Origin of the sequence: Neorhizobium sp. P12A (assembly GCF_008365395.1) — a bacterium.
In the GTDB taxonomy this organism is placed as follows: Bacteria; Pseudomonadota; Alphaproteobacteria; order Rhizobiales; family Rhizobiaceae; genus Rhizobium.
This window is the reverse complement of sequence record NZ_QOVX01000002.1, coordinates 79,434-93,544: the sequence shown is the minus strand read 5'-3', so window position 1 is coordinate 93,544 and position 14,111 is coordinate 79,434. Positions and strand designations below refer to the sequence as shown.

The window sequence follows — 14,111 nt, the reverse complement described above, 5'->3', positions numbered from 1 at the left end:
TCATGGGCGTCTGGATCGATACCGATATGGGGTTCGACGATATTGCAGCCATTCTCGTGGTCGCGCATTCGAACATTGAAATCGACGGGGTCTCGCTCGTCATGGGCAATGCACCCCTCGAACAGGTGCGCGCCAACGCTGCAAGCGCCGCTGCCGCCTTCGGCTGGTCGTTTCCGATCCATTCCGGTCGCGCGCTTCCCGTTCTCGGCAAGCTCGAGACCGCGCAACGCATTCTCGGTGATAGCGGCATGTCGACAACGGGCAAGAGCCTGCCCGCCGCTCCGGAGCTGCCGTTCAGCAATGCATTCGAGGCGCTCTGCCGATGGCTCGAAGAAGGGACAGGCCCGAGGCGCATCCTTGCGCTCGGGCCGCTCACCAATATTGCTGCGGTTGCGCTTGCCCGCCCGGATCTTGCTGATCGCATCACCGAACTGACGTGGATGGGCGGCGGCGTCACGTCAGGCAACCATACCGCTTCTGCCGAATTCAACGCCTTTGCCGATCCGGACGCGCTGGCCATCGTGCTTTCGCATGGACTGCCGCTAAAGATGGTCGATCTCGATATCTGCAGAAAAGTGCTGGTAAAGCCGGACGATGCGGATTGCCTGCGCCAGGGGCCTGGCAAGAATGCCGAATTGCTGGCGGACTTATTAGCCGGCTATATCAATATCGCCATCAGCCGCGGCCGGCCGGCAATGGCGCTCTACGATCCGACAGCCGCCGCCATCTTCATCGCGCCTGAGATCGCCACCTTCCGGCATGCCCGGATCGATGTCGAGCTGCAGGACCAGCATACGCGTGGGCGTACCGTCGTCGAGATGCGCGCCTCGCATGGAAATTTCAATGCATATTTCGCGTCCGAGATCGATGCCGACATGGCTCGGGTCATCATTCTCGGCGCGCTTGCCAATGAGGCACGTCAATGAACCAGCAGTCCCCCCACGAGCCTGCCGACCTGAACGATCCGGATCTGCGCGCCCGCGCCGTGGCGGCGGCGCGCGGTGACCGGCCGTTCGATCGCCTTGTTGTCGGCGGACAGCTTGTCGATATGGTGACCGGTCAGATCCGGCCCACCGACATCGGGATCGTCGGGCCGCTGATATCAAGCGTCCACCCGGCAGGCACGCGCTTGGATGCGGCTGAAATGATCGATGCATCGGGCTGTTTCATCACGCCCGGCCTGATCGACACGCATATGCATATCGAAAGCTCGATGGTGACGCCGGCTGCCTATGCGGAAGCTGTGCTGCCGCGTGGTGTGACCACCATCCTCTGGGATCCGCATGAGTTCGGCAATGTGCACGGGCTCGACGGCGTGCGCTGGGCGATCGAAGCGGCGCGGCAGCTCCCGCTGCGCATCATTCCGCTCGCCCCCTCCTGTGTCCCGTCCGCCCCCGGCCTTGAGATGGCGGGCGCCGACTTCGACGCGGGCGACATGGCCGACATGCTGTCCTGGAAGGATATCGGCGGGGTCGCCGAGGTCATGAACATGCGCGGCGTCATCGACGGCGATCCGCGCATGACCGCAATCGTCAATGCGGGGCTCAAATCCGGCAAACTCGTCTCCGGCCACGCACGCGGATTGGAGGGAGCCGATCTCAACGCCTTCATGGCGGCGGGCGTCTCCTCCGATCACGAACTGACATCGGGGGCCGATCTTCTTTCCAAGCTGCAGGCGGGCCTGACGATCGAGCTGCGCGGCTCGCACGACCATCTGCTGCAACAGTTCGTCGAAGTCATCAACGGTCTGGGCCACATGCCACAGACGGTGACGCTCTGCACCGACGACGTCTTTCCGGACGAATTGCATTTCGACGGCGGTCTCGACGATGTCATCCGTCGCCTCGTCCGCGACGGGCTGAAGCCGGAATGGGCGCTGCGGGCGGCGACGCTGAACGCCGCCATGCGGCTTGGCCGCGCCGATCTCGGACTGGTCGCCGCCGGCCGTCGCGCCGACCTCGTTCTCTTCGAAAATCTCTCGGATTTCAAAGCCAGGCACGTCATCGCCAATGGCAAGTCCGTGGCCCGGGATGGACAAATCATCAGTTCGCTGCCGCGGATCGATACGACCCCGCTTCATGGCTCGGTCAAGTTGTCTCCGCTGTCGGAGGCGGATTTTCGGGTGCCGGCATCAGGCAAGCGCGTCCGTGTCGCTACGATCGACCGGCCGCGTTTCACGCAATGGGGCGAGGCTGAAGCGGATGTCAACGACGGTTTCGTCGTTCCGCCCCCCGGCAGCACAATGATCTCGGTCGTGCACCGCCACGGCAAGGCGGACAGCCGGCCGCGGGTCGGTTTCCTAACCGGCTGGGGCGAATGGCGCGGCGCCTTCTGCACGACCGTTTCGCACGACAGCCATAACCTCACGCTGTTCGGCGGCAATGTCCGCGACATGACGGTCGCCGCAAACGCCGTCATCGCTGCCGGCGGCGGCATGGCGGTGGCGCTCGATGGGAAGATCGAGGCGATTCTGCCGCTGCCTCTGTCAGGTCTCGTCAGCGAGGCCGATCTCAGCGACACCGCAGAGGCGTTTCGCGGGCTTCGCAAGGCGATGGAAAAGATCGTCGACTGGCAGCCGCCCTATCTGGTCTTCAAGGCCTGCTTCGGCGCCACACTCGCCTGCAATGTCGGGCCGCACCAGACCGACCGCGGCATTGCCGATGTCGTGGCAGGGACGTTGATGGAAACGCTGGTGCTGTGAGGGCGCCGCGCGAGTCTCTTCTCCCTCGGGGGAGAAGGGAATTCTCCTTACTCACCCAGTTCCTGCTCGACCAGGGTCGTCCAGAAGGCCACGCCTGACGCAATGGCGTCGTCGCTGAAGTCGTAGGACGTGTTGTGATGGAGTGCGCCGGCGATGGCAGGGCCGTTGCCGAGCCAGACATAGCATCCGGGCGCCTGCTGGCCGAAGAAGGCGAAATCGTCGCCGGCGGTGGAGGGCGGGAAGCGGGTGCGCACCTTGCTGCCGAAAACAGTTTGCGCCGCCTTCAGCGCCCGGGCCGTGGCATCCGGATCGTTGACGACGGGCGGGATGCGGCGCTCGAAGGCATAGTCGACGGCAATGCCATACATGGCCGCCGTGCCGCGGGCCAGTCGTCCGATTTCTTCTTCAAGCTGGTCGCGCACTTGGGGCGTATAGGCTCGCGCGGTGCCGCCGATATCAACCGTATCCGGGATGACGTTCAATGCTTTGGGGTCGCCGGCCCGCAGCGAGCAGGCGCTGACGACCGCCGGCTGCAGCGGATCGACGACGCGGCCGACGATGGTCTGCAACGAGGAAAGAAAGGTTGCGGCCGCCGTGATCGGGTCTTTGCCGAGATGCGGCTTGGCACCATGCGTCCCGGTCCCGCGGAAGGTGATGCACCAGCTGTCCGACGAGGCAAGCTGCGGCCCCTCGACGACGGCCATTTCATCCACGTCGAGGCCCGGCATGTTGTGCAGGCCGTAGACGGCATCGCAGCGGAAGAGATTGAAAAGACCATCCTCGACCATGCGCTTCGCGCCGCCTCGTCCCTCCTCGGCCGGCTGGAAGATGAAATGCACCGTGCCGGAAAAATTGCGCGTCGCGGCCAAATGCCGGGCGGCACCGATCAGCATCGTGGTGTGGCCGTCATGTCCACAAGCATGCATCTTGCCTGATACTGTTGACTTGTAGGGCCGATTTGCCATCTCGGGCATGGCGAGCGCATCCATATCGGCGCGAAGGCCGATTGTGCGGGTTCCGTTGCCGATCTGCAGCTTGCCGACAACGCCTGTTTTGCCCAGGCCACGATGGACCTCGATCCCCAATTCCTCCAGCAATTCGGCCACGATGTCGCTGGTCCGCTCCTCCTCAAACCCGAGTTCAGGATGGGCGTGGAGGTTGTGGCGCAATGCGGTCAGGAAAGGAAGATCGTTGATGATCCGCTCAGAAATAGGCATGGATGCATGTCCTTCTGGCAGCCGCGTGGGTTCTGGTGGACGGCGCTCCACCTCTTCTTTCGCAAAAGGGCGAGGGATTCAACCGCTATCGCTAAGGAGAACTTAGCTGCCGGCGATATCGAAGACGTGCGCCTTGCCGAGCACGGTCACGCGCACATTGCTGCCGACCGCCGGAAGCCTTGCGCTGGAGCTGCGCACCAATAGCGGATTGCCGCCATTCGTATTGGCGAGCAACAGCGTGATCGTGCAGAGCGCGCCGCCGAACTCCACATCCGACACCGTCCCATGGCAGCCGCCGGCATCGATTTCATCGTATCCGGTCGATGTCAGGAACAGCTGTTCCGGCCGCAGCATGATCTCGGCATTGCCCCGGCGACCGCCCGCGTCGGCGGCGATGCGGCCGAGAGCGCAATCGGCAAATCCGTCGCCCAGCTCCGCGGGCAGCAGGATCGCGTCTCCGAGGAACGTCGCCGTGTCGCGATCACGAGGCGTCAGGTAGAGCGCCTGCGGCGTACCCGCCTGGATCAGCCTTCCCTCGCGCAATACGGCAACCTGATCGGCAAAGGACAGCGCCTCGGCCTGGTCGTGCGTGACCAATATTGCCGTGATGCCTGCCGCCTGCAGCACGCGGGCGACGGCCTTGCGCATGTTTTCGCGCAGGCCTGTGTCGAGCGCCGAAAAGGGCTCGTCGAGGAGCATGAGGCGCGGTTTGCGGCCGAGCGCGCGGGCGAGCGCCACGCGCTGCTGCTGGCCACCCGACAGCTCGTGGGGGCGGCGGCTGAGCATTCCACGGTCGAGTTCGACCATGTCGATGAGTTCGCCAATGCGCTGCTCACGGTCCGATGCACCGCGCTCTATGCCGAAGCCGATATTGTCTGCGACGCTCAGATGCGGGAAGAGCGCGCCGTCCTGCGAGACGATGCCGATGCCGCGGCGATGGGCGGGCACGATGGACGGGCCATCCGCCAGCGTCTCGCCTTCGAGGATCAGCTTGCCCGTATCCGGCGTCTCGAAGCCGGCGATGATGCGCAGCAGCGTCGTCTTGCCTGATCCCGAGGGGCCGACGATCGCGGTGCGGCTGCCGGCCAGCACTTCGAGATCGATCCCGGCGAGTGCAGACACAGGGCCGTAATTCTTGCTGATATCCTTGATCGCCAGAAAGGTCATTGCCCTGATGTCCGCTTGGATTGCATGTAGAGAAGAAGGGTGAGCGGCAGTGACAGGACCACCATCATGAAGGCATAGGGCGCTGCCGAGACATAGTCGATTTCGCTGGTCAGCGACCAGAATTTCGTCGCGAGCGTCTCGGTTCCGTTCGGCGACAGCATCAGCGTTGCGGTGAGCTCGTTGGTAATGCCCAACGCGACCAGGGCGACGCTGGCCGCAGCGCCGGGGGCTGCGAGGCGCATGGTGATCTGCCGCATCGCCTGAGCAGGCGTGCGGCCGAGCGCCATGGCGGCGCGCTCGAGTTCGACGGGTGCCTGGGCGATGCTGGCGCGTAGGCCGACCATGGCGCGCGGCAGGAACAACAGGACATAGGCGAGCAGCAGCGTCGCGAAGGTCTGGTAGAGCGGCAGGATCAGCCGGACGGTGATGGACACGAGCGCCAGCGCCACGACGACGCCCGGCAGCGAGCCGACATAATAGTGGCAGGCCTCGAGCACACGCTGCAGGCGGCCCGGCGCGCGGACAGACAGCCAGGCCATGGGCGCCGCTGCGATGGTTGCCAACACGCCGCCGATGATCGCAAGGCCGATCGTCTGCAGGAAGGTCGAGCCGACCTCGGCATTCCAGATACCGAGGCCGCCGATGACAAGCCAGCGGGCGAGCGTCACTGACGGCACGCCGATGGTGAGCACCGCGGTTGCGATCGGCAGCGCGACTGCCGGCAAGGTCATCCACCCGAGCCGGCGGCGATCGGCCGGGCGGGCAGCGCCGGAGCCGACGCGAGCATAGCGCTCATTGCCGCGGATCAGCGCTTCGAGGCCGAGCAGCAGCAGGCAGGAGAGGACGAGCACGCCGCCGAGCATATTGGCTGCCGGGCTGTTATAGGCCGACTGGAACTGATCGACGATGGCGGTCGCGAACGTATCGAAGCGGATCATCACGAAGAGACCGTATTCCGACAGGAGATGCAGGCCGATCAGCAGCGAGCCACCGCAGATGGCAAGGCGCAGCTGCGGCAGGACGGCGCGGAAGAAGACGCGCCAGGGGTTCAGCCCGAGCGAGGCTGCGGCATCCTCAATTGCCGGATCGAGACGACGAAGGGCTGCGGCAACCGGCAGGTAGAGAAACGGGTAGTAGGCAAGAACGGAGACGAGTACGCCGCTCCAGAGACCGCGCATGCCGGGCACGAGGCTGACCCAGGCGTAGCTGTGCACGAAGGCAGGCACGGCAAGCGGCGCGACGGCCAGCCACGACCAGAGCCGGGCGTGCGGAATATCCGTGCGCTCCGTCAGCCACGCAAGGGCGACGGCAAGCAGGATCGACAGCGGGATGGTGCAGACTTCGAGCAGGACCGTGTTGACCAGCAATTCGCCGACACGGCCACGAAAGACAAGAGCGATCACCTGGTGCCAGCCGGTCTGGATGGTGATCCAGACAATGAAGCCGAGCGGCAGGAGGCTGAACAGGGAGACGACCGAGGCGAAGATCACGACCGACGCATGCGGCATGCGACTGCGCGGCGCGGCTGCGACCGGTGACGGCCGGCGCTCGATGGGGTAGCCGGGCGCGCCGACAGATGTGCTCTTCTGCAGCAAGATGTCCGCTGCCTCTTTCTCAATACAATAAGGCAACCGCCGGTTCAGGGCGATTGCCGGTTTCCGATTGCTCAGCGCTGTTGCAACTCCCCCTAGCAGGGCTTGCAACAGCTGCGCAAGGCGTCAGATCAGCCCGGCATCCGTCATCAGGTCGGTGACTTCTTTGCTGTTCAGCTTCGAGGGTTCGATCCTGGGTGCCTGGAGATCGGGAAGCGGTACCAGCTTGGGATTGGACTGGACGCCATTGCCGACGGCATATTCATAGGAATCGCCGTCGCGCAGAATCTCCTGGCCGCCCTTGCCGGTGATCCACTTCAGGAAGGCCTGCGCCTCCTTCTGATGTTGGCTCGAAGCAAGGATACCGCCGCCGGAAAGGCTGACGAAAGCGCCCGGATCCTGGTTCTTGAAGTAGTGCAAGGCGGTGTTGTTGCTGTTTTCGCCGGTCTTTGCCTGATCGCCGAACCAGTAATAGTGATAGATGATGCCGCCCTCGATCTCGCCTGAATTGACGGCCTTCAGGGTCACATTGTTGTTCTTGTAAGCGTTGGCGTTTTCCTTCAGCGCCTTCAGCCAGGACTTGGTAACGTCCTCGCCCTTCAGCTCCAAGAGCGCGCTGACGATCGCCTGGAAATCGGCGCCTGCGGGCGCTGCACCCCAGCGGCCTTTCCAGGCGGGGTCGGCAAGATCCAGCAGCGATTTCGGCAGATCGGATTCCTTCAGTTTCGTCTTGTCGTAGACGAACACGGTGGAGCGGGCGGCAACGCCGATCCAATGGCCATCTGATGCCTTGAAGGTATCGGGCACCTGCGCCAGCGTATCAGCGTTAACGGGTGCAAAGAGGCCCGCGGCATCCACTAACGCCATGCCCGGGGAATTCTCGGTCAGGAACACATCTGCGGGAGAAGCGGGGCCTTCCTCGACGATCTGGTTGGCAAACTGCATGTCACTGCCGTTGCGGATCGTGACCTTGATGCCGGTTTCCTTGGTGAAGCCGTTCGCCCAGGCCTGCGTCAGCGCCTCGTGCTGGGCGTTATAGACGACGATGCCCTCGGAATCCTGAGCGCTTGCAGCGCCTGCCATCAGCGCCAGACCAAGGCCGGCGGCCGTGAAAAGCAGCGCTCTGTTCAAACGCGCAAGGGAAAGGATCATCGGTGTTCTCCCGCTTTTTTGTCCGCCGGGGATGACGGTCGCACAGGCTATATTTTTCTTGATTGCAGTTTTCAAGTTTGCTGGTTGGGGCTTCTATCACAAATGTTTGAGAAAATGGATATGCCTGAGCCCTGTTTTCTTGCGTCAAAACGTCAAGAAAGCAAAAGCTGCGGCAGTTTCCCGCCGCAGCCTCGATTTTTTCGGATGTCCGAAGCTCAATTGTCGAGCGTTTCCAGACGCTTGTTGAAGATCAGCGCGAGGATCGTGCAGACCGCGCCCGACAGCAGGTAGAAGCCGACATAGCGAATGCCGAACTGGCTTGCGAGGGTCAGCGCCACAAAGGGCGCGAAACCAGCACCGACCAGCCAGGAAAGATCCGATGTCACGGCCGAACCGCTGTAGCGGTATTCCCGACCGAAGCGCCCGGCAACGGCGCCCGAGACCTGACCGAAGGACAGGCCCAGCAGCGAATAGCCGAGGATGACGAAGGAGTAGCGGCCCGCGGCGCCCGCATCGAGCAGGAGCGGCGCGATGAAGCTGAAGATCGCGATCAGGACAGCGCAGATGCCGAGCTGGTTGCGACGACCGACCCGGTCCGCGAGCAGGCCGGAACAGATGATGGTGACAATGCAGCAGATTGCGCCGACGAGCTCCACCAACAGGAACACGCTCGGCGACTGCGAGGTGTAGAGCGTGACCCAGCTGAGCGGGAAGACCGTGACGAGATGGAAGAGCGCGAAGGTTGCGAGCGGCACGAAGGCGCCGATTATAACGTCGCGGCCATGGGTGCGCAGGAGATCCGTGATCCGGGTCGGCTCCAGCTCATGACGGTCGAGCAGGGCACCGAATTCCGAGGAAGCGACGATGCGCAGCCGGGCAAAAAGCGCAACCACGTTAACGGCGAAGGCGCAGAAGAACGGATAGCGCCAGCCCCATTCGAGGAAGTCCTGTGAATTCAGGCTCACAACGAAGTAGGCAAAGAGCGCGCTGGCGATCATAAAGCCGATCGGCGCGCCGAGCTGCGGGATCATTGCATACCAGCCGCGTTTGTTCTGCGGCGCGTTGAGCGCCAGAAGCGAGGCGAGACCATCCCATGCGCCTGCAAGCGCCAGGCCCTGCCCGATACGGAAGGCAGCAAGCAGAATGATGGCGAGGCTGCCGAGGTCGTTATAGCCAGGCAGGAAGCTCATCGACACGGTGGAGCCGCCGAGGAGGAGCAGCGCGGTGGTCAGCTTGACACCACGGCCATAGGTCCGATCGATTGCCATGAAGATGACCGAGCCGATCGGTCTCGCGACAAAGGCAAGCGCGAAGATCAAGAAGGAATAGAGCGTTCCCTGCAGCGGATCGACAAAGGGAAAGAACAATCGTGGGAAGACAAGAACCGACGCAATGCCGAAAACGAAGAAATCAAAAAACTCCGACGTGCGACCGATGACTACACCGATCGCAATATTGCCAGCATCCACCGGCTTGTCGGCGTGGATCTGACGGGCATCGCGTTCGAGACCCGAGGACGTCGGCTCCATGGTTGCATGCGCAAAATTCGCCATATTGAAATACCCTCCTCATGAGACGAACCCCTCCACGAATTCGCCATCAATTAGGATGTTGAACGAAGTTACGAGCTTATCAAGTGTTGGGCGCGGAAATAGTTCACAAAATTGCGGTCAACCGGGGCCTATTTGATGAGTTTCTGAAGAGATCGACGAAAGAACGCATTTCCGACGGTGGTCATTTCGACGCGCCCGGATATATTAGGTTTCCAAAAATAAATGCTGGACTGGAAAACCTTCTGGATTTTTCAGGATTTTCTGAGTAGTTCGACAGGTATCCACTACCGCATTGCAACCGATTTGCTGCAGTGCGACGAAACACCTCATATCGTTCATGACCACCGTCCTTTAGTCGCGGTACGGTCGAAACAAAAAGAGCTTTGGGACGTGTCCAGACTTTCGAAGATTTTCAGCAGCTTATCTGCTATTTCGCTAATGTTCATGCTGGGGGGCTGCAACCTTGTTGTCATGGCGCCCTCGGGCGATATCGCGACGCAGCAGCGCGACCTCATCCTCATTTCCGTCGTTCTGATGCTCTTGATCATCGTGCCGGTGATGTTCCTGATATTCCTGTTCGCATGGCGCTACAGGCATTCGAACACCGCGGCCCGCTATGAGCCGGACTGGCATCATTCCACCCGCCTTGAAGTGGTGATCTGGTCGGCACCACTGGTCATCATCATCGCGCTCGGCGCGGTGACCTGGATCAGCACGCACAAGCTCGACCCCTATCGTCCGCTCGACCGGATCGATGCGAATACGCCGATCTCGGCCAAGGTGAAGCCGCTCAACGTCGAAGTCGTGGCGATGGACTGGAAGTGGCTGTTCTTCTATCCCGACCTCGGCATCGCCACGGTCAACGAGCTTGCCGCGCCGGTCAATGCGCCGATCAACTTCCGCATCACGGCGACCTCGGTCATGAACTCCTTTTACGTTCCGGCACTGGCAGGCCAGATCTATGCCATGCCGGGCATGGAGACGCAGCTTCATGCGGTCATCAACAATCCCGGCGAGTTCGACGGCTTTTCGGCCAACTATAGCGGTCCCGGCTTCTCCGGCATGCGCTTCAAGTTCCATGGCCTGAGCCAGGCCGATTTCGACCAGTGGGTCCAGAAGGCCAAGTCCGAGGGAACGGCGCTCAACACCGACGCCTACCTGAAGCTCGTCAAGCCTAGCGAGCGCAATCCGCCGCAATTTTTCGCCTCCTTCGACAACAGCCTCTTCAGCAAGATCCTCAACATGTGCGCGACACCGGGCAAGATGTGCTCCAGCGACATGATGATGATCGACATGAAGGGCGGCGTTCCCGGCGAGCAGGGCGAACAGAATCGTGAGCGCCTCCTGCAGGAGTCGGCACCGATCGACCAGTTCGGCGCGCCGAATGCGGCGGAATATTTCGGCAAGGACACTTCGGCCAGCAGCGAGACCGCGCCCAAGGCGGCGACCGGCGACGACCATTCCATGTCCGGGATGGACATGCAGGGAATGGACATGTCCGGCACCAAGCCCGCGCAGTCGAGCAACGGTAACTGACGCCTGGCGTCAAAACAGTCTTAACGAACAGGCAGAACAATGAACCCTGATCTTCAAAAGCTCATATTCGGTCGGCTGACGCTCGACTCGATCCCCTATCATGAGCCAATCCTCATAGTGACCTTCGCGGGCGTCGCCGTCGGCGGCATCGCGGTCTTTGCGCTGCTCACCTATTTCCGTCTCTGGGGCTATCTCTGGAAGGAATGGTTCACCAGCGTCGATCACAAGAAGATCGGCATCATGTATATCGTTCTGGCGATCATCATGCTGATCCGCGGCTTCTCCGACGCGCTCTTGATGCGCGCCCAGCAGGCAATCGCCTTCAACGGCTCGGACGGCTTCCTGCCGCCGCACCACTACGACCAGATCTTCACGGCGCATGGCGTCATCATGATCTTCTTCGTGGCGATGCCGCTGGTGACGGGCCTGATGAACTTCGTCGTGCCGCTGCAAATCGGCGCACGCGACGTTTCCTTCCCCTTCCTGAACAACTTCTCGTTCTGGATGACCACGGCCGGCGCGATCGTCATCATGATCTCGCTGTTCATCGGTGAATTCGCCCGTACCGGCTGGCTTGCCTATCCGCCACTGTCGGACGCGGCCTTTAGCCCGGGCGTCGGCGTCGACTATTACATCTGGGGCCTGCAGATCGCCGGTCTCGGTACGACGCTGTCGGGCATCAACCTGATCGCCACGATCGTCAAGATGCGTGCGCCTGGCATGACCATGATGAAGATGCCCGTCTTCACCTGGACTGCGCTCTGCACCAACATCCTGATCGTCGCTTCCTTCCCGATCCTGACCGCAACCCTCGTTCTGCTCACGCTCGACCGCTATGTCGGCACGAACTTCTTCACGAACGATCTCGGCGGCAACCCGATGATGTACATCAACCTCATCTGGATCTGGGGCCATCCGGAAGTTTACATCCTCATCCTGCCCGCCTTCGGCGTGTTCTCCGAAGTCGTCGCGACCTTCGCCGGCAAGCGCCTGTTCGGCTATGCCTCGATGGTTTACGCGACCTGCGTGATCATGATCCTTTCCTACCTCGTCTGGCTGCACCACTTCTTCACGATGGGTTCGGGCGCCAGCGTCAACTCCTTCTTCGGCATCACGACGATGATCATCTCGATCCCGACGGGCGCCAAGATCTTCAATTGGCTCTTCACGATGTATCACGGCCGTATTCGCTACGAGCCGCCGATGCTGTGGACCGTCGGCTTCATGGGAACCTTCATCATCGGCGGCATGACCGGCGTTATGCTGGCCGTCCCGCCGGCCGACTTCGTGCTGCACAACTCGCTGTTCCTGATCGCGCACTTCCATAACGTGATCATCGGCGGCGTCGTCTTCGGCATGTTCGCCGGCATCAACTACTGGTTCCCTAAGGCCTTCGGCTTCAAGCTCGACCCCTTCTGGGGCAAGATGAGCTTCTGGTTCTGGCAGATCGGCTTCTGGTTCGCCTTCATGCCGCTCTACATCCTCGGCCTGATGGGCGTGACCCGCCGCATGAGCTCGTTCGACGATCCGTCGCTGCAGATCTGGTTCATCATCGCGGCCTTCGGCGCCGTGCTGATCGGCATCGGCATCCTCTCGTTCCTCATCCAGATCTTCGTCAGCATCAAGAACCGTGAACAGCTGCGCGACTGGACGGGCGACCCCTGGGGTGGCCGCACGCTGGAATGGGCAACCTCCTCGCCGCCGCCGGAATACAACTTCGCTCACACCCCGATCGTCTACGACCACGATTCTTGGTGGGATATGAAGAAGCGCGGCTACGTGCGTCCGACCGACGGCTTCCGGCCGATCCACATGCCGAAGAGCACCGGTACCGGCGTCATCCTCGGCGTGCTGTCCATCGGCTTCGGCTTCGCCATGATCTGGTACATCTGGTGGCTCGCCGCACTGACCTTCGCCGCCATGATCGTCATCACGATCGGCCATACGTTCAACTACAAGCGTGACTTCTACATTCCCGTCGACGAAGTCATCGAAACCGAAGCCGAGCGCACAAAAATCCTCGCAGGGCAGGTGTAAGACATGACGATGCACGCAGAAACAACAGTGACGGACGGCGAGACGCCGGCCTTCTACCTGACCGAGGACCATCATCCCGAAGGCAGCACCATGCTGGGCTTCTGGATCTACATCATGAGCGACTGCCTGATCTTCGCGGTCCTCTTCGCCACCTACGCCGTGCTCGGACGCAATTACGCGGCAGGTCCTTCCCCGAAGGACCTGTTCGAGCTGCCGGTCGTGGCGCTCAACACCTCGATGCTGCTGTTCTCCTCCATCACCTACGGCTTTGCCATGCTGATGATGCAGAAGGACAACAAAAGCGGCACGCTCCTGTGGCTGGCGATCACCGGCCTCTTCGGCGCGGCCTTCATCTATCTCGAGCTCAACGAGTTCTACCACCTGATCCAGGAAGGCGCCGGCCCGCAGCGCAGTGCCTTCCTCTCGGCCTTCTTCACGCTGGTCGGCACGCACGGCCTGCACGTCACCTGCGGCATCATCTGGCTGATCACGCTGATGGTTCAGGTCGGAATGAAGGGCCTGATCCCGGAAAACCAGCGTCGCCTGATGTGCCTTTCGATGTTCTGGCACTTCCTTGACGTCGTCTGGATCGGCGTCTTCTCCATCGTCTATCTGCTGGGAGTCATCGGATGAGCTCGAACGCACATACTTCGCATCATTCCGACGGCCACGGTCACGGGCATGGCCACGGACACGATCATGGCGGCCACCAGGCCAGCCACGGCACGTTCAAGAGCTACATGATCGGCTTCGTGCTGTCGGTCATCCTGACGGCGATCCCCTTCTGGCTCGTCATGGCCAAGGTGTTCTCCGATCCGGTCGTAACGACGGTACTGGTCATGGTACTCGGAGGCATCCAGATCATCGTTCACATGATCTACTTCCTGCACCTCGACTCCAAGTCCGAAGGCGGCTGGAACATGATGGCGATGATCTTCACCATCGTCATCGTCGTGATCGCGCTCAGCGGTTCGATGTGGGTCATGTACCACCTCAACAACAACATGATGCCGATGTCGCCGGACGTCATGCGTAACCTTCCCTGATCCTGCAGCGGGCGGTCCTTGCGGCCGCCCGCCTGCCCTCTCCGGCCGCGCAAGGCCGCCGGACATGCGCCTCCGATGGAGTTTTGCGCCTTGAATGAAATCCCCTCCCC

The 14,111-nt window shown here is 61.8% G+C and carries 11 protein-coding genes; 6 read left to right on the top strand and 5 right to left on the bottom strand.

The genetic code is table 11. The annotated features are described in order from the left end of the window. The first annotated feature begins 2 nt into the window (after positions 1 to 2). Together DTW90_RS06425 and DTW90_RS06420 are read left to right on the top strand one after the other, a co-directional pair. A complete protein-coding gene (locus DTW90_RS06425) occupies positions 3 to 926 on the top strand; it encodes a nucleoside hydrolase (RefSeq protein WP_149337174.1) in 924 nt (307 codons plus the stop codon). Next, positions 923 to 2,701 carry an adenine deaminase gene (locus DTW90_RS06420; protein WP_149337172.1) on the top strand — a complete coding sequence of 593 codons (1,779 nt, stop codon included), beginning with the start codon at positions 923 to 925 and terminating at the stop codon, positions 2,699 to 2,701. Before DTW90_RS06425 ends, DTW90_RS06420 begins: the two co-directional genes overlap by 4 nt. Positions 2,702 to 2,748: 47 nt before the next feature. Here the strand turns inward: DTW90_RS06420 and DTW90_RS06415 are convergent, their stop codons facing one another. The 5 genes from DTW90_RS06415 to DTW90_RS06395 form a co-directional block, all read right to left on the bottom strand. Continuing rightward, complete coding sequence (locus DTW90_RS06415) at positions 2,749 to 3,918, bottom strand: M20 aminoacylase family protein (RefSeq protein WP_149337170.1); 1,170 nt, start codon at positions 3,916 to 3,918, stop codon at positions 2,749 to 2,751. A gap of 102 nt (positions 3,919 to 4,020) precedes the next feature. Next, positions 4,021 to 5,085, bottom strand: coding sequence for an ABC transporter ATP-binding protein (locus tag DTW90_RS06410; RefSeq protein WP_149337168.1), 1,065 nt, complete (start codon positions 5,083 to 5,085; stop codon positions 4,021 to 4,023). Further along, positions 5,082 to 6,593, bottom strand: coding sequence for an iron ABC transporter permease (locus tag DTW90_RS06405; protein ID WP_149338360.1), 1,512 nt, complete (start codon positions 6,591 to 6,593; stop codon positions 5,082 to 5,084). The genes DTW90_RS06410 and DTW90_RS06405 overlap by 4 nt, the downstream gene beginning before the upstream one ends. A 210-nt stretch (positions 6,594 to 6,803) precedes the next feature. Then, on the bottom strand, positions 6,804 to 7,829 hold the full coding sequence (locus DTW90_RS06400; RefSeq protein WP_149337166.1) for an iron ABC transporter substrate-binding protein: 1,026 nt from the start codon (positions 7,827 to 7,829) through the stop codon (positions 6,804 to 6,806). Between the two features lie 215 nt (positions 7,830 to 8,044). Continuing rightward, the gene (locus DTW90_RS06395; RefSeq protein ID WP_132527279.1) at positions 8,045 to 9,382 is read right to left on the bottom strand and encodes an MFS transporter; all 1,338 of its coding nucleotides are present in this window, start codon (positions 9,380 to 9,382) and stop codon (positions 8,045 to 8,047) included. 390 nt (positions 9,383 to 9,772) lie between these two features. Between DTW90_RS06395 and cyoA the strand changes: the two genes are divergently transcribed. Genes cyoA through cyoD form a run of 4 tightly spaced genes read left to right on the top strand, consistent with a single transcriptional unit; the run spans position 9,773 to position 14,001 of the window. Further along, on the top strand, positions 9,773 to 10,918 hold the full coding sequence (cyoA, locus tag DTW90_RS06390) for a ubiquinol oxidase subunit II (protein WP_149337164.1): 1,146 nt from the start codon (positions 9,773 to 9,775) through the stop codon (positions 10,916 to 10,918). 39 nt (positions 10,919 to 10,957) lie between these two features. Further along, positions 10,958 to 12,955 (top strand): cytochrome o ubiquinol oxidase subunit I, encoded by a 1,998-nt coding sequence (cyoB, locus tag DTW90_RS06385; protein ID WP_149337162.1) that lies wholly within the window; start codon positions 10,958 to 10,960, stop codon positions 12,953 to 12,955. A gap of 3 nt (positions 12,956 to 12,958) precedes the next feature. Beyond that, a complete protein-coding gene (gene cyoC, locus DTW90_RS06380) occupies positions 12,959 to 13,588 on the top strand; it encodes a cytochrome o ubiquinol oxidase subunit III (RefSeq protein ID WP_149337161.1) in 630 nt (209 codons plus the stop codon). Then, positions 13,585 to 14,001 (top strand): cytochrome o ubiquinol oxidase subunit IV, encoded by a 417-nt coding sequence (gene cyoD, locus DTW90_RS06375; protein ID WP_132527271.1) that lies wholly within the window; start codon positions 13,585 to 13,587, stop codon positions 13,999 to 14,001. The genes cyoC and cyoD overlap by 4 nt, the downstream gene beginning before the upstream one ends. Positions 14,002 to 14,111 lie beyond the last annotated feature (110 nt).